Below are 26,474 nucleotides of genomic sequence, written 5' to 3' on the forward strand. Positions count from 1 at the left end.
AGCCAAGGACTTGTCGATCAGAATGTCAGCGGTGCTTGGTTTAATCGCGCTGGCGTTTGCGGGCAGCTTTCTCATCATCATCATCAACAAAGGAACAAATCTGCGAGCTCGAGGGCCGAAGCCGACCGTGGCTCTGATGGCTAGCAATGGCAAGCTTATTGTCCAGTCGATCGAGGATCTGCGTGTCGCCGGCCGCAAGATTGTGCTCTGCGGTGTCGCATTTACCAAGCCTCAATCCATGCGCGGCATAGTCACCGACGCTGTGCGCCGGGATTTTCAAGGGCTCACCCTGACGTGCCGGCCGGTCGGCACGGGGACACCGTGCGACGGCAATGCCGCGCCAAAATTTCGTAATGCCGTCGTGGTGCAATGCTTTACCTCGGATGGCACGGATCTGGCTGCAAAACTCGTCGCGGCTGGCTTCTTGTGCGGACAGCCTGCCCAGGCGGGCTCCGCTTACAAGCCTTGCGCCCCAAGCCCGTAGCTCCTGCCTCGAATCTAAGAAGGCCGGGTGAACGACATTAGGACATTGGCGACCGCACATCCGTATGAGCGTCGACGCGACGGTAGCGGCGAGATGGCCAGATTGGCTCACGGCAACCGACAAATTGCGACGGCGGTAAAGATGGTTAAATTGCGATATCCTAGATATTCTAAGAGTGTGTTGAATCAACCACACCGAAACCAGAAATTATCTCGCAGCTGCGAAATGGATTGGAATTGGCGCAAAAAGCTGTTAGGCGCTTTGAGTACCTTAGCGGTTGGGTGGGCCTCAGGTAACGTGGGACAGAAGGATTGATGCGGATGAACCTAGTTTTGAAAAGTGCGTTGGCCGGAGTTGTTGTGTTGGCCGGCTTCGCCCCGGTGTCGTCTTTCGCGCAGGATGGATCGTGCACCTGTGCAACTGCCTATAACGGCGTAAATCCGATTGGATCGCTCGGCAACGTCAATGGCGACGTAATGATCTCGCAAGTGGCTGGCTATGGCCCGGCGCAAGCGGGTGGCGCGCTGGATTTTGGCAGTCGTGTCGTGGTCGGGGCCAAGGGCTCGGCTTCGGTTCAGGTCGGTGGCTGCAATGTGAGCGTCCCGGCGAATTCGACGCTCGATATCTCGCGTGTCGAGAATAAGATCTGCCTCAACGTCCTCGGTTCTGAGCACACCGCCCAAACTGGCAATTCCGGGGGCATTACCAACAACAAGCCGGCCTGGATTTTCCTCGGGTTGGCCGGCGGCGCCGGTATTCTGGCGGCAACGCAGGACAACGGCAACGGCCACGCCGTTAGCGACTAAGTTGACCGTAAATAGGGCAACGGCAGCAGAGGCGCACGGCGCTTCTGCTGCGCGTCTGTTGTTGGATGGAATGGCCCTGGCGTTTATGCTGGTGTAGTGACCACGTATCGCTCTGAGTCTGGCGAACATGCCCGATGAAGGGCGGAGTGCCGGTCTATCCTCGCAAAATGGCAGAATGGCAATCTTTTGCTGCTGCGTGTGTTGGTGCAATTTTTCGATACGACGTCCGGCAAACGCGACGATCAAGATCAATCCTGCGGAAGGCGGCATGTGTGTGTAGCGCTCGAAACATCAGGCGCCGCCTTTGTCGCGGGTGCGGCGCTGGTCATCGGCCTGCATGATGACGACGATTCTGTCCGCTAGTAGCCGTGACCTCGCATCCATCGTATCGCATGAACTTGACAAATGCGTCATTCGCTGTCTTGCGGGTGACGCATTTATGCTTTTTGGGGATGACGTCGCCACGTTGGTTCGCTGCAGTCACAAACGCCCATGATCGATCTACATTCCCATATCTTGCCCGGCCTCGATGACGGCTCGCCCAGTCTCGCCGAATCGCTGGAAATGGCTCGATTGGCGGTGGCCGACGGAACGACCCACATGGCGTGCACGCCGCACGTGACGCCAGGCGTTTACGAGAACGGAACAACGAACATTGTTCGGGCGGTTCAAGAGTTGCATCAGGCGCTGCGCAGTGCCGCCATACCACTTGCCCTCTACGTTGGCGCCGATGTTCACATTGCGCCGGATCTTCCGGACCAATTGGCGGCGGGCAGCGTGCCGACCTTAAACAAGTCGCGCTATTTTCTGTTCGAACCGCCGCATCATGTTTTACCTCCGCGAATGGAGGATCTCGCTCTACGTCTGATAAATGCCGACTTTATCCCGATTCTCACTCATCCTGAGCGTTTGACCTGGATCAAAACGAATTACGACGTTATCGAGAGGTTGAATGCAGTCGGCTGCCTTATCCAGCTTACCGCAGACTCGATTGTTGGTGCTTTTGGACGGACGGCGCTTTATTATTCGGAAAAGCTGATTGACGAGGGCAGGGTGGATATCATCGCATCGGACACTCATAGCGCAACACGCCGGCGTCCTGGGCTTTCTAAGGCGGTTGCTGCTGCTGCCAAGCGATGTGGGGAAGACGAGGCCCGCAACATGGTGTTGAAACGTCCAGGCGAAATATTGGCGAACCGGCCCATCGAGGCGGTCGGAAAAGCACGTCCGAATAAAACAAATGCCGGCAACGCCGGGCGCTTTGGGGGATTGAGCCGCTTGTTCAAGGGCGGGATAGCGTGATGGTGATTGTTCGTTTCGCAAAAGGCCATGCGGGGACCCTACTACTCTTGCTCGGTTCATTCGCAATGTCGGCCTGCACGAGCATGTCATCGACGACACCGTCTTCGTCGAGTTCGGTCGATGCGTTGCAATTGACATCATCTTCGACGCCACTTGCGGGCGGTGGTGCTCTGCAGGTGGTAAAGGATCTGCCTGCGCCGCAAAACACCCAGAACGGCAGCGAGCAGCCTCTGTCTCCGAACGATGTGCTCGAGGTGAACGTGTTTCAGGTCGACAATTTGAACAGAACGGTTCAAGTCGACTCTGCTGGCCAGATTTCGCTTCCGCTTATCGGCACCATTACTGCGGCAGGGAAAACGGTCCGTCAGTTGGAGCAGGAAATCGAGACCGCCTACGGCGCCAAATATCTGCAGTCTCCTGACGTCACGGTTTTTGTCAAAGAATCCATCGGACAGCGCATAACTGTCGATGGCGAAGTCAATAAGGCCGGCATTTATCCGGTGTCGAGCAGTTCTTCTCTCATCGATGCGATCGCCCTCGCCGGAGGGTTCAACACGATCGGAGATGCAAGAAAGGTCTTCGTCTATCGGAATATCGGTCCAAACACGCTGGTCGCTAATTACAATATGGAACAGATTCGTGGTGGGAAGAGTCGCAATCCACGCATCTACGGTGGCGACAAGATCGTCGTCTTCGCTTCGAAGTCGAAAATCGCGATGGGCAACCTCAAGGACGCTCTCGGTATTGCTTCAAGTGCAGCCCGAATTGCAGTGATCCCCGGACTTTAAATTGCGACCGTCTGAATTTCGGAGACAAAACTAGGATTACCTCGCACCATGCTAGATCGTAGCAGACAGCCTCAAATTGCCGGCCCAGCACACGGCCAAGCCTTGTCCGCCGACCTTTATTATGACGGTGCGCAAAACTACAGCCCGTATGGCCGCGACTACGCGGAGCAGGACGAGGGCTTCAATCCACTCAGACTCTTCTTCTACGTTGTCCAGTATCGGTGGCTGATCGTCACCATGGCGGCAGCAGGGCTTGTTGCGGGCATCATCATCACCATGATGCAAACGCCAAAATATCAGGCAACAACGCAATTGGAGGTGCTGGTTCCTTCGGCCAAGGTCTTCCAGGACATCGAAGTGGTTTCTGAAAACAGCGACTTGCGGGCGTTTCAAACGGCTCGGGAAAAGCTGAAAAGCCGCGCATTGGCCCAGCGTGTAGTGTTTCAACTGGGTCTGAGCGAAAAGCCCGACTTCCTGTTTCCCACTGCGGACTTTTCTCTCGGCAATATCTTCTACCGCGCGTTTGGAATTTCCAAAGCGCCGTCCATTGAGGAGAAAACTCCGGAGCAACGCGAGGCAATAGCGATCGGACGCATTTTAACTGATCTCACCGTCACCCTCGTTCCCAACACGAGCCTGCTATCGATCACGTTTGTCGATCAGACTCCGAAATATGCAAGTGATGTAGCCAATCAGGTCGCACAAAGTTTCATTGACCAACGCCTCGACCAGACAAGCGAAACATCGGACTTGGCACGGCAGTTCATCCAGGAACAGGTTCTGCAGGTGAAGCAAAAGCTGCAGAAGTCCGAAGAGGATCTGGTCGCGTACGCGAAGGATGCGGGCATCACGATAACCGGCGACGACAAGTCGCTGATAGGGTCGAACATTGAGGCGCTGAACACAGCTCTGGCAACCGCGATCCAGGATCGTCTCGATGCAGGGCGGGTGGTAGACCAGATCGACAAAGGCCGCGGTTCGAGCTTGGCACCCGTCCTGGAAAGCGAAGGTCTGCAGAAACTCAGTGACAAGCTAGCGGATCTAACCAGCCAGTACCAGCAGAAGCTGAGCATTCTAAAGCCCAGTTTCCCGGAAATGCAACAGCTTCAGGCGCAGATCAAGGAGTTGCAGCGGCTTTATAACAACGGGGTCCTGGCGATAACGGATTCGCTGCGGTTGAAATACCAGGAGGCACAGAATAAGGAGGCCGATCTAAAGGCCAAACTTGCCGAAATGGAGAAGCAGCAGGTTGTCTTCAACGATAAGAACATCAAGTACACGATCCTTAAGCGCGAGGTCGATTCAAACCGGTCGCAATACGATAGCCTCATCGCCAAACTGAACGAGGTTGGTGTCAGCTCCGAACTTAAGACCCAAAGCGCCGCAGTCGTAGATTTTGCCACCCAGCCGAATAGCCCATATTCGCCGCGCGTGAGCATCAACGTGGCGATCGCGCTGGCGCTTTTTCTGGCTCTGAGCGCGTCGATAATCTATGTCATTGAGCTGTTGAACAACACCTTCACCAATCCCGAGCAGGTTGAAAAAGAGCTGGGACTGGCAATGCTCGGCATCTTGCCACTCGTCGATGACCGGGAACTCGTAGCCGCTATCGCCGATCAGAAGTCCGGCTTGTCCGAGGCCTATCGCTCTCTGCGAACGTCTTTGCAATTCTCCGGTGCGGAAGGCGCGCCACGATCGTTGGTTATCACGAGTTCAGAGCCCTCGGAAGGCAAGTCGACCACCTCGTTCAAACTCGGGCAGGACTTTGCCGCACTTGGTGCGAGAGTTCTCATTGTCGATGGGGATCTGCGGAAGCCGAATCTTCATCGCCTGTTTGGTCTCGACAATACAATCGGACTGAGCAATCTGCTGACAAATACCGTTCGTAAGGAGGATCTGGCGGGCATCTTCAGGGCGACGAAGTATCCCAACGTCACCGTTCTGACCTCTGGTACGATCCCGCCAAATCCCGCGGATCTGCTCTCGTCACCGAAGATGGCTCTGATCGTGACCAATCTCGGGAAGCGTTTCGATGTTGTTATCATCGACGCGCCACCGATCGTCGGTCTTTCGGATGCTCCTATTCTCAGCCGACTTGCTGAGGGCACATTGATGGTCATCTCTACCAATCAGGTGACGCGCAAGTCGGCGAAGGCGGCGTTGAAGCGCATGCGAGCCGCTGGTGCCAATGTGGTTGGGGCCGCGATGTCAAAGTTCGCGGTAAACAAGTTCGACTATAACTATGCGTACAAGTACATGAACTACCAATATTATAACTATGGTGCGAATACAGCGAAAATTGAGGGCAAAGTGGATGATGGAGCAGACCAGCCCGCTTTTACAAAATCTTCGGCGTTCAAGCGTTTGGTTCGTCGCGTCCGTTCTGGCATTGGCGGCTTCGTCGATCGGGCTAAGTCGGTTAGTTGAAACGGAAACCCCAGCCGTTTCGCTCGCGCTGGGTCCGCTGAACGTCGATGCGCTGATAGGCGAGATCACCAGCGATCTGAACGATTCCGATAATGCTCCGGACCTCGAGGCCCTGCTTGCCAGGGTCAAGGATGCGCTTCGTTTCAACCTGGCCGACGCACGTCTCTACAGCCTGATCGGTGAGATCAAATACCGGCAAGGCGAGAAAGACGAAGCCAATAAGCTTTTCGATCAGGCTCTGGGATTGTCCAAGACAGAAATCCATGCACTCCAGAGGTCAATTGGCCACGCGACCGAGACAGGTGATTTGTCAAAGGCCGTCGGCGAGATCGACATATTGCTGCGGCGGTGGCCAGACCAATTTCCGGCGATCTCCGATGGCCTACCGACAATCCTCTCAAACCCCGATGGATACCAAGCCGTGCTGACAGCCATCAGGGCGGAGGCGCCCTGGAGAGCCAGCCTGATCTATGCTCTCAGCAAAACTCCCGAGGGGCTCGATCTCGCAAATCGGCTGCTGCTCGATTTGACCGGGTCAAACTCCCCACCGAAAACGGCCGAACTCACTATCGTTATCAACGGCTATTTTCGTCAGAAGGAATATGGACGGGCATATCGGCTGTTTCTTTTCAGCCTATCAAGTCAAGAGCGCAAGTTAGTGGGATATATTTTCAACGGCACGTTTGAGCCGGTCTCGGGCGGCAAACCCTTCGATTGGCAGGTCCGCGATCAATCGGGCTTGGAAATTACCTTTGTTACATCCCAGGATGCGGTGGAGGGCGAGGGTGGAGCTACGGTCCGGTTCTTGAACACACCGGTCAAGAACACAGCCCTTCAGCAGTATGTTGCGCTGCCTCCGGGTGCGTACAAGATTTCACTGATTGCCTCTGCACGAAGCCTGAAGCTTCCAAAGGAGTTATTCTGGTCGATTAGATGCCTGGGGCCAAGCGGCGAGATCGCACGGTTCAACATTCCGGAGGGGACATTCAACCGACAAATTCTGACTCAGGATTTCTCGGTTGGGCTGACTGACTGCCCCATGCAAGTGTTGACGCTGAAGACGGCAGCCATTGCCGAGAGCTGGCGATTTCGGTATGTCGGCACCTTGGTAATGCACAAGCTGAGCATCGAGAGACTTCCATCTTGAACAGCCGGCCGTCGGAATGGGATAAATATCTCCTCGGCACGGTCTTGTTCGTATCGCTGCTGATCGGCGGTGGTACTGCCAGCGGCCTTTACACAGACACTCTGATCGAGGTCGCGGCAATAGTTTCGGCGGCGGCCGTGTTTTCGCAAACCCCCGGCCAGAGAATCCCCCGACCCGTTCTGTGGCTGCTGGTCTTCGCCGTGGCGTTGATGGTTTTGCAGATCGTCCCATTGCCGGCGGCCATATTCAACGGATTGCGGCCGGAGCTGTTGCTCGGAACACCCTGGGTTGGAGAAAGCCGATTTCGCTTCATCAGCGTCGGGGTCGGCCGGACGGTCGAATGCCTGCTTTATCTTTTGGCCGCTGCAGCGTTTTTTTTGGCCGTATTGCGTTTGCGTGCCGAGCAGGTCAGCGCGCTCCTTCCGTTTTTCTTCATGGGTGTTATTTGCAACGGTTTGGCGGGGGCGATTCAATACTCACTCTCCGACGACGTCGCTATTGTCGGGCTGTTGCCTTTTACGATCAATGCCGGGCTTTTTGCCAACGTAAACCATTTTTCGGCGCTGCTTTTTGTGTCTATCCCGTTCGTCGTCTATTATGGCCTGTTCCGCGGACATCTCCTGTCGGGGTCATTCGGCTTGATCGCGCTTTTGGTGCTGCTTTTGGCCGCCGGTTCCCGAGCCGGTGTTCTGATTGGGTTGGCGATCACTGTATTGTCCGTGATCTTTCTCTCAGCCCGTTCCAGGGTAAGTGGGTTCAGCGTTCTTCTGATTTTTATTGGGCTTTCGATCTACACGATAAGCGCCTGGACCAAGCTGGATGCACAGGCGCTTGATCCGGCGTTTGGGCGAGGAGAATTTGCCCGAACCACGATCGAGGGCATCAAAGACAATTGGGCGACAGGCATTGGATTCGGGAATTTCCAGAAAGCCTATCAGATATACGAAAGAGCAGGCATGATTTTCAGGCAATACGTCAATCATGCCCATAATGAATATCTTGAAATAGCCTTCGAAGGTGGAGCTCTGGCTATCCTGCTGATGGCAGGTTATTTCGTAATGTTTTTTGCTGCATTGGCGAGGGTTCGCCGTGATCCTCTTCAGAAGGCGGCATTTCTCTCGGTGTCTTTTCTTCTCATTCATTCGCTGGTTGACTATCCGTTGCGAACCGGTGCGCTGGCGATGACCTTTGCCTACATGAACGCCATCATCTTCCACAAAGGATTTGCGGAACGCTTGACCCGCAAGAGTGAGATGATCGAGATCGATCACAACGGCGACAAGCTACTTGTCCCCATCGGAACTTCGTCCTAGCCCCCTCGTTGCCACGACTGGCATCGCCAGAATGAGGCGGGACGACTCTCCGTTGCCGCTTGGCCGCATGGCGGGTGTTCGCTGGGAGCACTCTGACCGCCGGCTCCTGGCGATTGCCTTCCCCGACGCAGGCAATATTTTCCTGCCCCTCGCAAGCGCACCGCTCGCTGAGCAGAAATTTCCCGAAATAGCCTGCTGCATGGAAAATTCATTCCCGAACCATTCGGCCGCAGGCCTATCTTGCATTGTTCTGGACCGAAACGATCTGCTAGAACGCCCCGCACGAGAAATAGATTGTCCAGAAGTGCAGCTTGAACGGGGCGGCTGAAGATCGCGCCCGTTGATGAAACAGGCCCTTCTGTGGATGGCACGAAAGAACGCTCACAGTCCATGAACATCGCACTTACGCACCTTCAGCGGCTTGAGGCTGAATCCATCCATATTTTTCGCGAAGTGGCCGCGGCTTTTGCCAAGCCGGTCATGCTCTATTCGGTCGGCAAGGATTCGTCCGTGCTCATGCACCTGGCGATGAAGGCGTTCTATCCGGCCAAGCCGCCCTTTCCCTTTCTCCATGTCGACACGACCTGGAAATTCCGCGAGATGATCGCCTTTCGCGACCAGATGCAGCAAAAGCTCGGCTTCGACCTCCTGGTCCATGTCAATGAAGACGGCGTGCGCGACAACATCAACCCGTTCGACCACGGTTCCAACACGCATACGCATGTGATGAAGACGGTGGCGCTGCGGCAGGCGCTCGACAAATACGGGTTTGACGCTGCCTTCGGCGGCGCGCGACGCGACGAGGAGAAGTCGCGCGCCAAGGAGCGCATCTTCTCTTTCCGCAACGCCCAGCATGTCTGGGATCCGAAGAACCAGCGGCCGGAGATGTGGAAGATTTTCAACACCCGCATCGCTGCCGGCGAATCGATCAGGGTGTTTCCGCTGTCGAACTGGACCGAGCTCGACATCTGGCAGTACATTCTCCAGGAAGACATCCCGATCGTGCCGCTGTATTTGGCCAAGGAGCGGCCGGTCGTCGAACGCGACGGCATGCTCATCCTGAGGGATGATGAGCGTATGCAACTACGGCCCGGCGAGACAGTGGAGAACCGGATGGTGCGGTTCCGCACGCTCGGCTGCTATCCGCTGACCGGCGCGATCGACTCGGACGCCGATACTCTGGAGGCGATAGTCGGCGAAATGCTCACGGCGCGCACGTCCGAGCGGCAAGGTCGCCTGATCGACCGCGACGAAGCGGGCTCGATGGAAAAGAAGAAGCGCGAGGGGTATTTCTGAATATGCGCCATATCATGGCCAAGAGCCTCGCCCCAACCGACGGCGTCCGGGACTATCTGGCGGCGCAGGAACGAAAGTCGCTGCTGCGCTTCCTGACCTGCGGCTCTGTCGACGATGGCAAGTCGACGCTGATCGGGCGCCTGCTTTCCGACACCAAGCAGATTTTCGAGGACCAGCTGGCCACGCTCGAGCGCGATTCGCGCAAGCACGGCACCACCGGCGACGACGTCGACTTCGCGCTGCTCGTCGACGGCCTCGAGGCCGAGCGCGAGCAAGGCATCACCATCGACGTCGCCTATCGCTTCTTCGCCACGCCAAAGCGGAAGTTCATCGTCGCCGACACGCCCGGGCACGAACAATACACGCGTAACATGGCGACGGGTGCATCGACGGCGGATCTCGCCATCGTGCTGATCGATGCCCGCCAGGGCGTATTGCGTCAGACCAGGCGGCATTCGATCATTGCCTCGCTGCTTGGCATCCGCCACATCGTGCTCGCCGTCAACAAGATCGACCTTGTCGGCTTCGACGAGGCGGTGTTTAAACGGATCGTCGCGGATTACGGGCAGTTCTCACGTGAGCTCGGCTTCCAGACGATCGTGCCCATTCCTATGTCGGCCCGTTATGGCGACAACGTTACCGGCCGTTCCGACAGGACGGACTGGTATTCCGGCCCGACACTGATCGAACATCTCGAAACCGTGTCGGTTGACGAGGCCGCGGTTGAATTGCCGTTCCGCTTTCCCGTCCAATATGTGAACCGTCCCAATCTCGACTTCCGCGGTTTCGCCGGCACCATCGCCTCCGGATCGGTTGCGCCGGGGGACGAGGTGGTCGTCGCCAAATCCGGCAAGTCCTCGCGTGTCAGGCGCATCGTATCGCATGGCGGCGACCTTCAGCAGGCTATTGCCGGCCAGGCCATTACGCTTGTTCTCGATGACGAGGTCGAGGTCTCGCGCGGCAATATGCTGGTATCGCCGGCAGCCCGGCCGCAGGTCGCCGACCAGTTCGCCGCCAATATCGTCTGGTTCGACGAACACGCGCTTCTGCCCGGCCGCTCCTACATCCTGCGCACCGAGACCGACCAGACCAGCGCCACCGTGACCGACCTGAAATACCGCGTCAACGTCAACGACTTCGCCCATGAGGCGGCCAAGTCGCTTGAGATGAACGAAGTCGGCATCTGCAATATCTCGACGCGGTCGCCGATCGCCTTCGATCCGTTTGCCGAAAATCGCACCACCGGCGCCTTCATTCTGATCGACCGCATCACCAATGCCACGGTCGGTGCCGGCATGATCCTGCATTCGCTGCGCCGCGCCGAAAACATCCACTGGCAGTCGCTCGATGTCGGCAAGCACGCCCGCGCGGATATGAAGAATCAGCGACCCGCCGTGTTCTGGTTCACCGGGCTTTCAGGCTCGGGCAAGTCGACCATCGCCAATCTGTTCGAGAAGAAGCTGTTCGCCACCGGACGCCATACCTACATTCTGGATGGCGACAACGTCCGTCACGGGCTCAACCGCGATCTCGGCTTCACGGACGCCGATCGGGTCGAGAACATTCGCCGCGTCGCCGAAGTGGCGCGCCTGATGGCCGACGCCGGGTTGATCGTCATCGTGTCGTTCATTTCGCCGTTCAGCGCCGAGCGACGCATGGCGCGCGAATTGATGGCCGACGGCGAATTCGTCGAGGTGTTTGTCGACACACCCTTCGAGGAATGCGCCAGGCGCGATCCGAAGGGCCTCTATGCGCGGGCGTTGAACGGCGAAATCAAGAATTTCACCGGCGTCGATTCACCGTATGAGGTGCCGGAAAAGCCCGAGATCCATCTCAAGACACTCGGCAGATCGGCCGAGGAGATGGTGGACGCCCTTGAACACTGGCTGAACGAGCGGGACATTGCCGAAGACCAATATGACAGCGGCGGCGGTATCTGACGCCGAAGCAATGCTCGCCGTCTTCGAGCACCTTGCCTTGGCGGCAGGGCGCGAGGTGATGCGCGTTTATCGCGCCGGCTGTGCGGTCGACAGCAAGTTGGACAGTTCGCCAGTGACGGAGGCTGACCGCGAGAGCGAGAAGATTATTCTTGCCGGGCTGCGCGCCGCATTTCCCGAGATTCCGTGCGTGGCCGAAGAAGAAGCTTCGGCCGGCATCATGGCACCGGATCTCGGCGACGCCTTCTTCCTGATCGATCCTCTCGACGGCACCAAGGAGTTCGTCAACCGCAGGACCGATTTCACCGTCAATATCGCGCTGGTTCGCAATGGCGTGCCGGAGATCGGCGTTGTCTTCGCGCCTTGCACCGGCCGCTTCTTTTCCGGGCGGCCGGGCAAAGCGGAAGCGATCGAGATCAATGACTATGAGATCGTCGATCGCCAGCCGATTTCGGCGAGGGCCGGTATGGTGCCGCTGACCGTCGTTGCCAGCCGGTCCCACAACACGCCGGAAACCGACGCCTATATCCGCGCGCTTGGCGCGGCCGAGATCGTCTCGGTCGGCTCATCGCTGAAATTCTGCCTCCTCGCCGGCGCCGAGGCGGACGTCTATCCGCGCTTCGGCCGCACCATGGAATGGGACACTGCCGCGGGTGACGCGGTGCTACGCGCTGCCGGCGGCATGACGCGCACGCTGGATGGTGCGCCGCTCGCCTACGGCAAGCGCAACCAGAGCGACGACGAGGATTTCGCCAACCCGCATTTTATCGCCAGCGGCAAGGCTGCTGGGCCTGCCTAGACGATGACTGCGCAGTTCCCAGACCCGAACGAAAGTGCGAGTGTTACAAGTGAGTTATGGAAGCCACCTCAGACATTGCTCGAGATCTGTAAGCACACTGGGACGATCCCTATCCAGCCTGGCGTGGCCGATTCGCTTCGTGTCTGGTCGATGCTGCGGGGCCTTCACACGGTGTCTCCAAATTGCTCTATACCGATACACTTGAACGGCTATACGAGCGAGTGATGGCGTTCCACATCAAGAATCCCAAGACCGACGCGCTGGCCCGCCAGGTCGCCGCGCTTAAGAGGACTGGTCTGACAGGCGCCGTCCACGCCGCGCTGAAGCATGAGCTTGAGCGCGAACAGGCTAGACCGTCCCTGGTGGAGATCGGCCTCAAGCCCGGGGCAAGCCTGATCACGGCAGGCCCGCCGACAAGGCGTTTCGCGACAGCCTGTACGAGAATGACTGATGTTCATCGACGCCTCGTCCTGACGGCGCTGATGACCAAGAGGAGCGCGGACTCCTTGCACGCATGCAGCAGACCAGAAAGCGGCTGACGTCGCCACTTGCGGTATGGGAGGCTTCAAGCGCGGTCGCGAGAGTCTTGGACTTGGCAATCAGCGAGGCGGCTGAGGCCGTCGAAAGCTATCTGTCATTGATGGAGATTGACATGGTCGCGTTGCCACTGACACGGCTCGACTCGCGATTGATGCTTTCGATCGCTTCGGCAAGGGCCGGCACCCGGCGCGGCTGAATTTTGGTGACTGCTTCGCCTATGCTTGTGCCCGGCATTTTGACCAGCCATTAATGTTCAAAGGCGCCGACTTTCCGCAGACCGACATCGAGGCTGCGTGAGTGGCACAGTCTCGCGACGCAGGGCGCAAGCGTCGCTCACCGGCTTGTCGCGCTCCCCATTAGTACGACGGTTTAGCCGACTGTCACGAAACAATGCCAGGTTGCCCGTTCCACGGTCCAGATTGCATCACGGTTCAAGAACCTAAAATGCGGCGGGCTTGCTTCGGATGGATAAGGCCAGGAGCGCCTCCGAAAGTCGTTTCTTCGCCCGCTCGACCGCATTCTCGTCGATTGCCTCAACATCAAGGAACAAGTCGAGGCCAGTCGTGTGCTCGCTGATGACCTGAGGGCGTTGTGCGAGTTCACCCAGGAGGCCCTCGACCTCGTAGGGGACAACCTCCCGGCTGATCCCCTTCATGGCAATCGGTGCTAATGGACGCGCCCGGACAAGGTCGCGCACGAGCGCGTAAGTCTCATAGCTGAGGCAGATGCCGCCGGGCTCGGCAATCGACTGCAGACGGGCCGCCAAGTTCGCCTCAGCTCCAATGATCGTGTAGTCCATCCGATCATCGGAACCGAAGTTCCCAACATTGCAATAGCCTGTGTTGATGCCCATGCGAGCTCGGAAGGGCCGTTCAACTCCGCGGTCATGCCACACTCTGTTCAACTGCTCCAGCCGACGCTGCATGTCGACAGCCATGCGCAAGCAGGCTCTCGCGTCTTCCTCGACACCTTGCGTCTCGGGGTCTCCGAAGAACACAAGAAGCGCGTCGCCGATGAACTTGTCGACGGTGCCGCCGTGTTTGAGCGCGATCGTTGACATCTCGGTGAAGTACTCGTTGAGGAGAAGCGTCAGGTCCTCGGGCTGGAGACGTTCCACGATCGCGGTGAAATCCTTGACGTCGGAGAAAAAGATCGTGAGCTTCTTGCGCTCGGTCGCGATGGTGACGTCCTTCTGGCCGCTGAAGATGCTTTTGTAAATTTGAGGCGAAAGGTATTTGGCGATCTTCAATGAGATCGCGGCCAGGAAGTCGTTTGCCTCCGAAAGCTCCTTGTTCATGCCTTGAATCAACGCGGACTGCCGACGCTGCAGGAGAATGAACGTCAGGCCCGCCGCCGCCGCGAAACCGAAATATAGAAGCAGATACTTGAAGGTCAGCACGTTCGCAGCAATAGGCTGATTGACTGATATCTCCTGGATCCCTCGGACATCCCCGACCTTCCAGTCCGTCTTGGGGCTATCCGGGTGTGAGTTATGGCAGGTCACGCAGACTTGTCCCATTATGACAGGGGCCGCGGCGCGGACCTGCCGGTCAAACAGTGAGCCCGAGACTTCGATGATTGGCTCCTTCGGGTTGGCGCGCAAAGCCAGGATTGCATCCCGCTCGAACGCATCGAGCTGGTGGGGCGCGCGACCTTTGAAAGGCAGATCCGAGACGAACCGATATTTGACCGAGCCGTCGTGAGCGCTGATGCGCTTGCCGAGTTCGATCGAGAGGGTTGCTGGAATAGGGATCGCACCTGGCACGTCCCGGTAGTTGTGCGTCGCAGTCACGGCGCCGTCTGCCTGCAGCACGCGTCCCACGACGTCGCTGCCGTAGAATCCCCGCATTTCGTCGATGATGCGGCTGATTTCGCTGGCTTGCCTGCGCAGCATCCGTTCCGATAGGTCTCGGAGGTCGAGCCAGGCTGCGACGGGCAGACCGATAAGGCCGATGACCACTGCCGCCACCAGGAGCGGTCCCATGGTGCGCTGCTGACGCGCAATCTGTTCACCCAGTCCAGCCATTGTGCAAGCGCCCGGCCGTCACAGTATCAGAACTATAGCTCATTCAGTCCCGGCACGGTACCAGAGTCAGTCTTGGTTCGATGAAAACACGTCAGCCCTGCAACTTCGGACCGACCTTGAGCGGTTGCTGCTAAGCCCCGGCCCTCACAGCGGATTTCGCTTTCTGGCGCTAGACGGCAGTGCCAGTGAAGGGGATGTCGCAAAGTCGGCTGTGGCCCGGAATGCGCTCCGCGATAACCGCTCAGGGGTCAAAAATTCACGTCTGGCAAGATTGAGACTTCTGCGGATGGAGAGAGCACGTCGGAAAAGAAAGCGTCCCGCAAAGTATCCGCGCTTCCGCCGCACTATGGAATGGGACCCTGCGGCGGGTGACTCGGTACTGCGCGCTGCCGGCGGCATGACGCGTACGCTGGACGGTCAGCCGCTCGCCTGCAGCGCAACCGGAGCGACGATGAGGATTTCGCCAATCCGCATTTCATTGCCAGCGGCAAGGGTTGCCACGGCGCTTAGCCACCATGATGAACTCGGATCCCATCCCGGCTCGTCCCCTCCAAATGACGCCGTCGCGCATGCGACGCCTAGGTGAAACATTTATTTTCAGTCGAACCGTTGCGCGAGGAATAACCCTACGGTGTGGACCGTGGCAGCGGCGCTTTCGCGTGTTAAACTGCTTGCATGGAGATCGACACCGACAAGATCGACGATGCCGTTATGGGCCTGCTTTGGCTGACGCTGCATGAAGAGAGGCGCGCCTGGAAGGGGTTGGATTGGAATGCTCTGGATCGCTTGCGCCAGAAAGGGCTGATCGCGAATCCGGCAAACAAGGCGAAGTCAGTGGTTCTGACAGATGAAGGACTGCGGCGTGCTGAGGAGCTATTCCGAACCCTGTTCACTCGCCCGGCGCCCTGAGCCAGAGCGCTGGACGGGCCCCTGCGAGCTGATAGCGCACATGGCTGAATTTCGGCACCGGCGGCGCGCTGACCCCAGGCGGGACGGCGATGCTCTCGCCATGGCGGCCAAATTCGTCACCTACGCCAACGGGGCATCCTGTCTGTCAAGGCGGTGGCAGAGAACAGCGCAGCCGCGACCCTCAAACGTCAACGGCATTGGCGCGAAGTCCAGCCGCGAGATGCTCTCCCGGCGAATCGGGCGCCCAACGCGCTGAGTTGCAGCCAGCAGCGGGTCTGTGCCGCTGCTGACACATGGGATGTTAGTGGGGCAGATTGCCACTGGCGATGCGAAATCTCTATGGCTGCGGATTTCCGAAGGCAGGTTTCTCAAGCACGAGCACATGACTACCAAGGGGCGATGTGTGAGTGCTCTTGACCTGGAAACCCTCGTCAGAAAGCGTTTCGATGAATTCGCCATCCGTTCCACGCGGAACGCGGGCAACGACGTTTGAGGTGCGCCTCACAATATTGGAAAGCACCCTTCGCGCCTTGCCTGGGCCGATGTTGCGCTGCATGTGCTGATAGACGGCCAGCAGCAGAACGATATCGTATTTCGGTAGAAGGATATTGCCGAGGCGCCGGCTGCCAAGATTCAGGCGATCGAACCGGGCATGTACCGGGGAGCCGCTCAACAACATCTTTGCAGTCTCGATATGCGGCTTGGCAATGTCGATCCCATGGATCGAACTGGGTTTCAGCTTGGATATCTCATAGGCGACAACACCCATATTGCAGCCAACATCGAGAATGGATTTTCCGGCGTAGTCGACCTTTGCGGAGAATAGCCCGTCAAGTCTGTCGTCCCACGTTCCTGCAAAACCCCTTTTGAATCTTGACCACCACAAATCATCAGCTCCTTTGGAAGAGCCCCCTTGAGCGCCTCCTACCACGAGAGAATTAACGGTCGATACCCTTTCAACTGGAATTGATCCCATTGACGAACCAAGGCAGGGACGTGTGCGGCGGCGTCACAAGCCCATCACCTTGAGTGCCGCGGGAACCGCGTAGCGGCTGCCGTCATAGCGCAGCCGGTAGGTCCGCTTCACAGGCTTGCCGGGATGGGACCGGCATTCGCCATTCTGGTCGGGGGAGGGATTGTCGGTAGTCGACCGCTCGACCGCAATGATGTCTCGATAGCCGTGGTGGCGCGCCGGGCTCATCGCCAGGCTGACCTGGCTGGAATGAAAGGATCCGGCGCAACTGGCATCGCTATCGCCGCCAGAGCCGGCCACCACGAGGCCGTCGAGCACCAAGCGCAGCGCATCGCTGGCGACGGCATAGAGCCGCAGGTCGGTTTCAGTGAAGGGAGTAGCCTGCGAATGGTTTGCCATTTCGATGCGCAGGCCGAAGGCGGTGACCTCAGGGGCCAGTGCATAGCGGCCGGTGTCGAATTCCACCTTACGGTTCGCGATGGCATCATCGGTCATCAGTCCAGGCTGGAGCAGGCGCTGGCGCACCCGCAGGCTCTTTCTATCGACCACCAGTAGCTCGATGTCGCCGACATGCAGGTGGTCGCCGTTAGCACTGTCGATCAGGGGTACCGCGACCAAAAGCAGGTCGTCATGAGCCGGCCAGATCTTGCAGGCGAGGCCGAATGGCGCATCGCTGGCCGGGAGCGTTGAGGCGATGCTCGTATGGGGTACAAGCGTGAACGACGCGCCGTCGGCGCTCTTTTGGGCCTTGGGATAGGCCTGCCGCACCAGGGCGGCGGCATCGCCGCAATCGCCGGCCGTTGCCCGGGCGGGCGACAGGCTGGCGAGGGCGGCGCCGAGCAACAGAACAGGCAACACTATTCGCATGGAGTTCTCGCGTCGCAGGGCCGGGCTCGGCCAGGCCCTTCTACGCGAGATTGGTGGCGGCGCACAGTGTGTAGGCAAGTGACGGCTAGCTCCACCCGCTGCGTCAGGACCATAGGTATCCTGGAACGTTTAAAATCCGAGCTCCCTTAGGGACGGTGATCATGAGAACGCCGCCCGAGCGGCCAATTTTTGCCAATGCTGTTCGAGCTACCTGAAACAGATACTGACAAAGTGATCTCGATTGCCTTGTCGCGCTCCGATTAGATAAAGAAGCGCTCCGACAACAAACCGCTCCAAAACCGGACCTCGCCGATCCGTCAAGCGCACCTTCTAGGGAGTACATTCCAAAATTAACTCGGCATGACCTCCGTTTCTGACCCCTGAGCCGGGCGCGTTGGCTGTCGGCGCGGCATTGAAGCAGAACCAATGCCGCGCCTGCTTCGGCTTTCCGAAACCCCAGCTTGACTTTCCTTGAGACTTGGCAGCACGGCGCGTTCAATCGCAACCGTGCTGCCTTCAATGTGCAGCCAGTCCAATCATCCGGTGAGCTTGTAAACGCCGGCAGCCTTTTTGGCAGCTGCGAGCACCGCATTCATGTCGAGTTCTTCGAGGACAACGAGGTCCTTTATCCAGCCGTTTGACCGCACCGCCAGTGCTAGGTCCATCCCATCGGCCTGGTCCGGAACCTCAGCATTGATGACAATATCATAGGCGCCGCGAGTAAACATCATACGGGACACCTTGCCACCAACGCTTTCCAAAACCGCCTTGATTGCAGCTTCTCGGTCTGAGCCTTGTATCAGTCCCTTGTAGGCATGGGGCGGATAGTTTCCCAGGATCGTCACTTTCATGGGTATTCCTCCCGATCTTGTACTGGTTTCGTTATTGATCGTTTGACCCACGGGGCAACAGTTGGGCAGCCGTAGCCCTGCATCGCAACGCTCTTGCTCGTATCCAAAGCTGGCAGCGGGAAAGGTTCGACGTGCCCTGCGGTCTTGTCCAAATACTGCATCAGGGCCGTCACGAGGTGGTAGAAAATGCTCGCGGGAACCTCCGTTGCTAGTGACCTTCCGCGCTCGTCAATCCTGTCGATCCACAAGCCAAGCGGTGCGGGATCGATATGCCATTTGAAGAGGCGGGCGACCCGAGCTTCGATCTCGGGTTTCAGATCAGGCCCGCCGATGCCGTCTAGGGCGACGGCCGCTTTGACGGCTTCGCATTGCGGCCAGCTGCGGGAGAGCCGGTCGAAGGGAATTCCCTGCCGCGACACGGCTGCATAAGCCAAGCCCGTGGCCCGGTTCAATCCGCTGGCGATCGCCGACGAATAGAGCTTCCTGGCGTAGGCTGCCAAGTCTTTCTGCCCGCTTGCCCGCGCGAACTCGACGAGGAGCGAAGCCCATTCGAAATGGTGCCCTGGTTCGGTCCACTGCCCCTCGTCTCCCGGCAACGGTAGCCAGTCGACGTCGAAATGTTCCCCAAGCGTCCAGCTCTCCTGGTCGAAGAAATGGCACCGGAAGAGATCGACGACGCGTGCCGCCCGACGGAGATATGCACGCTCGCCGGTGACGCCATGCCAGGCAAGGAACGATTCCAGCATGTGCATGTGCGGGTTCGAGAACCGCACCCCCTTCCAGCCGGGGGTCTCGAGGAAACCGTTCAGGCTCACGTCCTCGAGATGGGTGTCGATGAAATGGAACGTCTCTTGTGCCAGCTGCAGGGCATCCTGATGGCCGCATCGGTGAGCATGGGCAAGCGCCAGGAGCACGCAGGAATGGTCGTAGGCGTCCTCCGTCGGGTCAGCCACGCTGCCGTCGGAATTAAGGGTGCGCACCCAGCCACCGCGATTGGTGCGGCCGTGTCTTGCGATGAACTGGATGCCATGGTCGATGAGCTTGTCGGCCGGTCCAACCCAGCCGCGTTCTTTGGCCACCGCGAACGCGTAAATCTGGCGAGCCATCGTGCGCATGCGCTTGGGTTTGCCCAGCGGCCTTGCATCAAAACCGAGCGCCTCGTGGAAGCCGCCATACGTATCGTCGACACCCGCAGTGGACCACAGCGGCAAGGTTTCGTTGAAGAGCCAATGTTCGACCCGCTTGCGCCATGACCCGCTGATGATGACCCGGTCGTCCGACCCCGTGAACTTCGTTTCAAGGCGTCCGCTCTTCTCGAGTTGTTCGACGACCTTCTTCACGTTCTGGCTGTGGCTGACAGGCGCGACGAATACCGCGTCTGGTGTCGTCACCACCGCCACATTTTTCATTCCGATGACTGTCAGCAGTCTGCCCTGGCTCCGGAGATAGGAGTTGCCGCAATCCATGGCGACAACGTCGCCCATTACGACATTGCCGTCGCGGTCCGTCGGGCTGGCTTCGAGCAGCGATTGCCACGATCCAAGGTCGTTCCAGCGGAAGGAAGCCGTAACCATCGCAATACCGCGTGCATGCTCCATGACTGCGTAGTCGATCGACGTCGATGGGACAGCCGAATAGAAGTCCTGGGGCAGGTAGATGCCCGAGACGTCGGTCCGTGCGGCCTTATAGGCCCGTTCCGCGGCGTCCCAGATGTCTGGCCGGAAGTCGAGAAATGCCTTTCGCATCGTGTCGGCACGAAACAGGAAGATGCCGGCGTTCCAGTAGAATGTTCCCGAAGCCACATATTTGCGGGCCGTCTCGGCATTGGGCTTTTCGACAAAGTGTGAAACGGCGGCCACGCCGTCACCGGTTGCCGCAACCTCGATGTAACCGTACCCGGTTTCGGGATGGGTCGGCTTGATGCCGAATACAACAGTGCTTCCTGAATCGGCGGCAGGCATGCCCGCCTCGACGGTTTCCCAGAATTGCGTTTCGGTCGATATCTGATGGTCGGAGGGGACCACGAGCACAAGCGCGTCCCCGCCATATTCGGAGATCGTGTGCAAGGTGGCTATGGCCACCGCAGCGGCGGTATTGCGGCCGACGGGTTCGAAAATCGGGCTGCCGCCGTTCAGGCCGAGCGGACCGATGTCCGAGATAACGCGGTCGGCATGCCGTTCGGAGGCTATCAGATAGATCGGCGTCTCGCCGTCCGACCGCGCCTTGAGGCGTCGGACAGTCTTCGCGAGCATGGAGCCGTCGCCGGAAAGGTCGTGGAATTGCTTGGGATTGTCTTCGCGCGACAGCGGCCACAGCCGTGACCCGATGCCCCCGCTCATGACAAAACTTACGATCCGCCCCCGCATGGTCCAGTCCTCTCAAAATGTCTGGTTGTAGGCTCCGACCTCTGATTGCGGCGCCGCACGGCATCGAGAGCCCCGAACATTTCGCGACGTCACGAGACTGGGCCTCCCCGACGACAACAATTTCCGGCTTGTTCACCAAGGCCCTGACCAGAGTTCACGTGCCGTCTGGGCAACGACACGCCCCCATTCACGGGGACGAGATTGGCCAGCGCCTGGCCGGCGAACTCGATCCCGTCTTGCGTGAATTCCTCGGCAACTATCGCGACCACGCCGTATTTTACCTCCTCTGGGCAGCTGGGCGGGGTGCTGAAGGTCTGCGTCAGATCGCGGTAAAGGTCCGCGAGTGTCTTGCCCAAGCTGCGGTCGGGCATCTCGCAAACGGCCATCGCCGTGGACAGCCGTCGTCCTAGCCGCGCCCGATCGGCGGCTTGAGGGAGAAATGCCCCGACTTGTCGAAGCCAGCTATGGCATCGACGAGTTTGGCAACGCGCCTGTTGATGGCGGCTACGGAAGTAGTGACCAGTGCTGGTGTAGGAAACTTCACCTATTCGGCCGATCAATGTGCGAAGCGCCATGCCCATTGCCTGCACGCCCACTAGGTTGAGTTCGGGCTTTTTCTCCCGGTCTGGATGGCCGAACCACCTGCGCGCGTTGTAGTCCCGAAAGTCAGTGGCTTTGATGAGAGCACTGCTTTCAAGGACGAATGTGTTCGGCCTAGCTTGGCCGAGTATGTCCAGAGGCACGGTTTCGATCCGCTATTGCGCGCACAGTTCTAGCACGCTGCCGGGCGCAGGCCCCTTCAGGAATTGGAGTAGTCCTAAAACGCTGGTTGGCGCCGCCTGATCCAATAGGAGTATGCCCGCCGATGGCCGAAAGAAGGTCTCATGCAAGCATGCCATTTGCATTCGCCAAGATGCGTCTGCTCGGGCGCCAACAACAAGGATGGTGCAAGATGCCGCTGACCGCATTCAGGTTTCCCTTCCAATGTCGAAGAAAGGTGTTTGGACTTTGGACGCCTGGCTCAGCTTTTAAAGACCTTCTGGTGGAGAGCTATCCGCCGAACTCCGCCCGTCCGGAGAAAGGATGATGGACTGTGCCGCGTTCGTATTGAAGGGCGATAGGAACACGGCGAAACCCCGACCGCATGTACACGACCATCAATACCCTCACGCGGAACGGTCCGCGGACGGCACGTCAGCAGGTGTCATTCGTCGACAGGACGAGAGTTTTTCGGGCCGATATCTACGACTATGATCTCCGGCGACACGCCGAAGCGCACCGGCAGCCACGATACGCCCAAACCCCCGGATACGATCATGTGCCGCCCACCCTCGACGACATGCCCATAGGCGAAGCGCTGTCCGTAGGCTGAATTGCTGATGGGGGGGCCGATGAGTGGCAAGCGCACCTGTCCGCCATGTGTATGGCCGCATAACGTCAGGCTGACACGGTCAGGGACAGTAATGAAGATGTCCGGTTCATGCGCAAGGAGCAATATGGGATTGCCGTCGTCGGGTATTGCGGCCATCGTTCCAGGCAGATCGTCGACGCCCTTGTACACGCCGCGAGAAAACTGCATGGCCCACTGGTCGCCAAGACCCGCGAGCCAGAATGCTGGGCCATCCTGCTGACGGATAAGCGTGGCGGTGTTCTCGAGGACCGGAATGCCATTGTCGACCAGGGCTGCGCGGACGCTATCGACACCGTGCCACCAATCGTGGTTGCCGAGAATGGCGTGGCAGCCGAGTGGCGCGGTAAGTTTCGAAAGTGAATTGCCCCAAACAGTGTCGGGCACGATCGCGGTGGCATAGCGCGGCGACACGCCCATCACATAGTCGCCAAGGAGAAGGATGATGTCGGGCTGCAAGCTATTCGAAACACAAACGATCTCGTCGATCCTGGAAACCGGCATCCAAGGCTCGCAGGCGTGGATGTCAGCGACCACGACGATGCGCAGGGGCTTGGCAGTCGTCGGCCAGCGCGGCGGAAGGAGCTTGTAGCGAGTGACACGCAGTCGAAACCGAGGCTCAATCGCGATGGCATAACTTGCCAGACCGAATGCCGCGAGGGACACGGCGCCAAAGAGCTTCAGGAATGACCGCCGCGACGTCAGCACTTGTATTTCCCAGCAAAGCGAGGTCGGCTTTAGAGATCACGAATTCAGCAGCGGCAGCCTGAGCCCCTCAACCGCGTGAGAGGCTTCGCGGGGTCAATAGTCTCCCAAATCGGTGTCACCTGCAAGCATTTGGTCTTTATTGCGCAGGGGAGGGAGCTCGGGCTAGACTAGGACCCGGAACTGCTCCGATTGGCCACTGATCTCGAGCAGATGGTGTAGTTCCATTACTGATGAATGCGTCGCCTTGGATGGCGAGCGCCTCCATCTCGGCATCGTTCACTTGATCGCTTTTTTCGTCGGTCACGGAATAGACCGAGCGCCCAACTTCGGGCCCATTGGTTGTCGTGACTGCGATCAGCTCGACCGGGGCCACGCGATCGAGGAGGGCGCCGTCCGCGCAGGTTTGCGTGATGCGGCAGAACAGGGCCGTTCGATGTTGCTCCAGGTCGATGTGCCCGTCGGATCGTGATGCAATGTGGAGCGCGAGTCCTGTCTCGCGAGCGAGTGTTTCAGTTCGACCTTCCACAACCGGCTTTAGTCATCCAGTTTCGAGCCGACCGCTTTCCGCCTTTGACGTATCGCATGCTTCGGCTGCGCCTCGACAAGATTGCGGCGCTCTCGAGTTGAACCGGAGGGCAAACTTTCGTCGGCTGCAAACCGGCTTCTTACCGCTCTCGCAGTGTTCCTGCTTGTAGCGTATCAGTGGCGAGGGAAAGTAGCTGATGATGCTGCGCGTGCCAGTCTGGGATGTTCATTGGGAGCCGAAGCTTGGTAGCTCCAGTCTCCTCGGTTCGGTCCGAATGGACAACCTACAGAAAGCTCACAACTAGAGCCTATTGTTCCATCCCGATGGCATCGGGATGGAACCCCATCTCTTTTAGAGCGGATTTTCTCCGAAACCGGGCTCCCGCCTTTTGCTCCGCCGACTTCGGTTCGGGATCATGGCTTTGAGGTCCTGTTTATCCAGTCCTTGTTTGGCCACGGCAGTCCACGCTCCCTCAGGTCACATAGAATGAGGCTGCGGCGAGCGAGAGATGTGGGGAAAGGGTGGCGAACTGTATTTGAGATGCGCCGCCGGCCCCGTCACTGTCGAACGAGAGCGCGCCAGTTTCACTGTTGTAGATGATATGATCGGAACTGTCATGCGCGGCTGCACCAACAAAGAAAGCTTTGGATGGAAGCCCTCCCGGCTGAAGCCCGGCAAAAACGGTATCGCTGAGATGGAACGTGTCCTGGGAGCGTTTGAAGTCGGTGATCTTATCGACATTGCCTGCTCCAAGAGCAGTATTGAACGAGAAGGCATCGTGGCCTCCGTAACCGGTCAAGACATCGGCGCCGAGCCCGCCGTTGATGACATTGTTGCCGGCATTGCCCTGGATGGTCTGGGCGAACTCGTTGCCGGTGAGGGTCATCGCCTTCGTGTCGGACGGGTTGTTGGTGGCGAGATGCTCGATCTCCGAGCCGGCCGAAAGCGCATAGCTCACCGAGGCGATCACACTGTCGTTGCCGCCGCCCACTGCCTCAACCACTTTCTCGTTGGCATTGTCGACATAGTAAGTGTCGTTGCCGCCATAGCCGATCATCGTGTGGCCACTGGTTCCATGCAATACATCGGCGCCGCTGGTGCCGTACAAGGTGCCATCGCTGGTGCTGCCGGAAGTTGGGCTAGTCCCGGTATCGGTCCCGGTCGTGCCAGTGGCTGGGAGAGTGACGTTCGCGCCCGTGACAGTGTCGCCGCTACCTGTTTTTTGATAGAGCTGCACCTCGTCGATCTGCATCTGCATTGACGATGGGGTCGAGCTGTCGAGAGCCGAATGCCATCCAGTCGCGTTCGAATTCGCGACCCCATTGTTCATCATCAATTCCATCGGTTCATCCGGGATCACTGCCTGTGCGCTGGTCACTTGCGCCATCTGCTTCCCGTCCAGATACCAGGTGATCGATTCACCGGGCACCCAGTTGATGCCGTACGTGTGGAAGCCCGCTGTGAGGTCGACGCCGCTGTCGACGACGCCACCGGTCGCCCCTGACGGCCCGTGGAGGTGCCAGGCGAAATTGTGGTCTGTGGGCCCCGAACCGGTAAATCCACCCTCCTGTATATCGATCTCGAAATTGTCGCCGCTGCTGCCCGCGCCTTGGCCGGGCATCATCCAGAGGCCTGGCCATGCGCCGTCGCCACTCGGCGCCTGCATGCTGATCTGAAGGTAACCGCCGTTGAATTCGAAGTTGCCGTAACTGCTGACAGCGCCGGACGTGATCGGGAATGTTTGCTCCGTCCCCTGATTCATGCCGCTGATGGGCTGTTGGATCGCCGTCAGATCCAAGGTCCCGTTGCTCACGGACACTTGGCTCGGCATATCATAGTCGGCATTATATGGGCCGCCCGGTGTGCTTCCTCCCGACCCATTGGTATTCCATGGCCACCCGTTGGCGGCATTGCTGGTGATGTAGGTGTGCCAATTGCTGTCGAGCGCCGTACCGGAGAAGTCCTCCTGGTAGACCAAGTCGCTAGAGGCAAAGCCTGCAGGTGTGGAAAGTGCCATTCGGTGATCCTCTTTGAGGTGAAAACAGGGATTTCTACTGCCGCGCATCGCCGAGGCGCGCGACATGAGCATGCTCGCAGCTAGGCACCGCGAACGGATTTCAAATTAGCGGAGATTTGGAAGTCCTCGCCCCAGACATATTGTCGAGCGAGCTTAACGTTGAGCTCGCCATCGAAGGTGAGTTTTGTCAACGGGAATGCTCATCAGGCCCTCCTCCTTGAAACCATATACGGTGTCGCTGCCGACGCCCGCAGGGTGTTCAACGGTCCCAGCCGCAGCCGGATTGAAGTGAGCACTGGTTCGGCGGACGTACCGCCGAGCTTGTCCTATAGTATAAGCACCGTAGCCCATCAGCTCATTGCGTTCTTTTGTTTTCATTCGACCCGCGTAACCAAAGTAAAACTCAGGTATTTCCATTCATAATTTATTCACACAGGGCTTTGTACCTGTGTTAATTGATCATTCGAGGATGATGTACATAACCCAACCTGCCATTTGCGGCGAGAATGAGGCTAGGCGATAACTTATTAACACCTTCTAATGTAGGTAGTGTGTCGAACGGCCGCACCGCAACAGCCTTCCGGACGGCCTACGAAAACCGTGTCCGTCGGCTGAAATGTTGAAAGCGATGTTCCGACGGCACCTTTCGGGGATCGGCGTGAAGGACGATGTTCGGAGCCTTTGAGGGCTTCGACATATGACGATTTCAGAGCTTACGCTTAAGTCGAACGATTTGGAGCCGGTGAGCCGGTTCGACGTGTTCACGGGCTCCGGCCGGCGACGCGAGTGGCCTCCAGAGGAGAAGGCGCGGATCATTGCGGAGAGCTACGAGGCTGGTGAGACGGTTTGTGCTGTAGCTCGCCGATATGCGCTTTCCCCGCAGCAACTGTTTGCCTGGCGCCGAGCTGCGCGTCGCAAAGCGCCGAGCGAACCGGGGCGCGCTGCCACCCCATCTGCCGCGCGTGGAGATGGTTATCGACATCG

20 protein-coding genes and 2 pseudogenes are annotated in these 26,474 nt (G+C 58.5%); 15 read left to right on the top strand and 7 right to left on the bottom strand.

Going from position 1 to position 26,474, the window contains the following annotated elements:
* The first annotated feature begins 10 nt into the window (after positions 1-10).
* The 12 genes from NKJ72_RS17285 to NKJ72_RS30995 all read left to right on the top strand — a co-directional run bounded on the left by NKJ72_RS17285 (position 11) and on the right by NKJ72_RS30995 (position 12,838).
* Positions 11-484: a hypothetical protein gene (locus tag NKJ72_RS17285; RefSeq protein WP_352478500.1), complete on the top strand. Its 474-nt coding sequence runs from the start codon at positions 11-13 to the stop codon at positions 482-484.
* A gap of 314 nt (positions 485-798) precedes the next feature.
* A complete protein-coding gene (locus NKJ72_RS17290) occupies positions 799-1,290 on the top strand; it encodes a hypothetical protein (protein WP_352478752.1) in 492 nt (163 codons plus the stop codon).
* Between the two features lie 186 nt (positions 1,291-1,476).
* A complete protein-coding gene (locus NKJ72_RS17295; protein ID WP_352478502.1) occupies positions 1,477-1,653 on the top strand; it encodes a hypothetical protein in 177 nt (58 codons plus the stop codon).
* Positions 1,654-1,782: 129 nt separating this feature from the next.
* Positions 1,783-2,592, top strand: a complete 810-nt coding sequence (locus tag NKJ72_RS17300) for a tyrosine-protein phosphatase (protein WP_352478504.1) — start codon at positions 1,783-1,785, stop codon at positions 2,590-2,592.
* Positions 2,592-3,380, top strand: coding sequence for a polysaccharide biosynthesis/export family protein (locus tag NKJ72_RS17305; protein ID WP_352478506.1), 789 nt, complete (start codon positions 2,592-2,594; stop codon positions 3,378-3,380). Before NKJ72_RS17300 ends, NKJ72_RS17305 begins: the two co-directional genes overlap by 1 nt.
* Positions 3,381-3,482: 102 nt before the next feature.
* The gene (locus NKJ72_RS17310; protein ID WP_352478508.1) at positions 3,483-5,807 is read left to right on the top strand and encodes a GumC family protein; all 2,325 of its coding nucleotides are present in this window, start codon (positions 3,483-3,485) and stop codon (positions 5,805-5,807) included.
* A complete protein-coding gene (locus NKJ72_RS17315) occupies positions 5,695-6,954 on the top strand; it encodes a tetratricopeptide repeat protein (protein ID WP_352478510.1) in 1,260 nt (419 codons plus the stop codon). The genes NKJ72_RS17310 and NKJ72_RS17315 overlap by 113 nt, the downstream gene beginning before the upstream one ends.
* A complete protein-coding gene (locus NKJ72_RS17320; protein ID WP_352478512.1) occupies positions 6,951-8,267 on the top strand; it encodes an O-antigen ligase family protein in 1,317 nt (438 codons plus the stop codon). The genes NKJ72_RS17315 and NKJ72_RS17320 overlap by 4 nt, the downstream gene beginning before the upstream one ends.
* Positions 8,268-8,657: 390 nt before the next feature.
* On the top strand, positions 8,658-9,563 hold the full coding sequence (gene cysD, locus NKJ72_RS17325) for a sulfate adenylyltransferase subunit CysD (RefSeq protein ID WP_352478514.1): 906 nt from the start codon (positions 8,658-8,660) through the stop codon (positions 9,561-9,563).
* 2 nt (positions 9,564-9,565) lie between these two features.
* Positions 9,566-11,503, top strand: a complete 1,938-nt coding sequence (gene cysN / locus NKJ72_RS17330; protein WP_352478516.1) for a sulfate adenylyltransferase subunit CysN — start codon at positions 9,566-9,568, stop codon at positions 11,501-11,503.
* A 10-nt stretch (positions 11,504-11,513) separates the two neighbouring features.
* On the top strand, positions 11,514-12,299 hold the full coding sequence (gene cysQ / locus NKJ72_RS17335; RefSeq protein WP_352478754.1) for a 3'(2'),5'-bisphosphate nucleotidase CysQ: 786 nt from the start codon (positions 11,514-11,516) through the stop codon (positions 12,297-12,299).
* A gap of 224 nt (positions 12,300-12,523) precedes the next feature.
* Positions 12,524-12,838 carry a type II toxin-antitoxin system VapB family antitoxin gene (locus tag NKJ72_RS30995; protein ID WP_502901853.1) on the top strand — a complete coding sequence of 105 codons (315 nt, stop codon included), beginning with the start codon at positions 12,524-12,526 and terminating at the stop codon, positions 12,836-12,838.
* Positions 12,839-13,278: 440 nt separating this feature from the next.
* Here NKJ72_RS30995 and NKJ72_RS17350 read toward each other — a convergent pair whose 3' ends face one another.
* The gene (locus NKJ72_RS17350; RefSeq protein WP_352478518.1) at positions 13,279-14,865 is read right to left on the bottom strand and encodes an adenylate/guanylate cyclase domain-containing protein; all 1,587 of its coding nucleotides are present in this window, start codon (positions 14,863-14,865) and stop codon (positions 13,279-13,281) included.
* 325 nt (positions 14,866-15,190) lie between these two features.
* Between NKJ72_RS17350 and NKJ72_RS17355 the strand changes: the two are divergent.
* Both NKJ72_RS17355 and NKJ72_RS17360 read left to right on the top strand, forming a co-directional pair.
* Positions 15,191-15,375 (top strand): annotated as a pseudogene (locus NKJ72_RS17355) (inositol monophosphatase family protein); the annotation flags it as partial.
* Positions 15,376-15,540: 165 nt separating this feature from the next.
* On the top strand, positions 15,541-15,774 hold the full coding sequence (locus NKJ72_RS17360; RefSeq protein ID WP_352478520.1) for a DUF6429 family protein: 234 nt from the start codon (positions 15,541-15,543) through the stop codon (positions 15,772-15,774).
* A gap of 337 nt (positions 15,775-16,111) precedes the next feature.
* Here the strand turns inward: NKJ72_RS17360 and NKJ72_RS17365 are convergent, their stop codons facing one another.
* From NKJ72_RS17365 to NKJ72_RS17390, 6 genes are all read right to left on the bottom strand, one after another.
* The gene (locus tag NKJ72_RS17365; RefSeq protein ID WP_352478522.1) at positions 16,112-16,750 is read right to left on the bottom strand and encodes a class I SAM-dependent methyltransferase; all 639 of its coding nucleotides are present in this window, start codon (positions 16,748-16,750) and stop codon (positions 16,112-16,114) included.
* 33 nt (positions 16,751-16,783) lie between these two features.
* Entirely contained in the window at positions 16,784-17,614 is an 831-nt protein-coding gene (locus NKJ72_RS17370) for a PA3715 family protein (protein WP_352478523.1), read from the bottom strand.
* A 536-nt stretch (positions 17,615-18,150) separates the two neighbouring features.
* On the bottom strand, positions 18,151-18,465 hold the full coding sequence (locus NKJ72_RS17375) for a GYD domain-containing protein (RefSeq protein ID WP_352478525.1): 315 nt from the start codon (positions 18,463-18,465) through the stop codon (positions 18,151-18,153).
* The gene (locus NKJ72_RS17380; protein ID WP_352478527.1) at positions 18,462-20,831 is read right to left on the bottom strand and encodes a mannose-1-phosphate guanylyltransferase/mannose-6-phosphate isomerase; all 2,370 of its coding nucleotides are present in this window, start codon (positions 20,829-20,831) and stop codon (positions 18,462-18,464) included. The genes NKJ72_RS17375 and NKJ72_RS17380 overlap by 4 nt, the downstream gene beginning before the upstream one ends.
* Positions 20,832-22,035: 1,204 nt before the next feature.
* Positions 22,036-22,944, bottom strand: coding sequence for a metallophosphoesterase (locus NKJ72_RS17385; protein ID WP_502901858.1), 909 nt, complete (start codon positions 22,942-22,944; stop codon positions 22,036-22,038).
* Between the two features lie 1,001 nt (positions 22,945-23,945).
* On the bottom strand, positions 23,946-25,490 hold the full coding sequence (locus NKJ72_RS17390) for a family 16 glycosylhydrolase (protein ID WP_352478531.1): 1,545 nt from the start codon (positions 25,488-25,490) through the stop codon (positions 23,946-23,948).
* Positions 25,491-26,187: 697 nt separating this feature from the next.
* Here NKJ72_RS17390 and NKJ72_RS17395 point away from each other — a divergent pair.
* Positions 26,188-26,385 (top strand): annotated as a pseudogene (locus NKJ72_RS17395) (transposase); the annotation flags it as partial.
* Between the last annotated feature and the right edge of the window lie 89 nt (positions 26,386-26,474).

It is taken from the genome of Mesorhizobium sp. M0045, assembly GCF_040323385.1.
GTDB lineage: Bacteria > Pseudomonadota > Alphaproteobacteria > Rhizobiales > Rhizobiaceae > Mesorhizobium.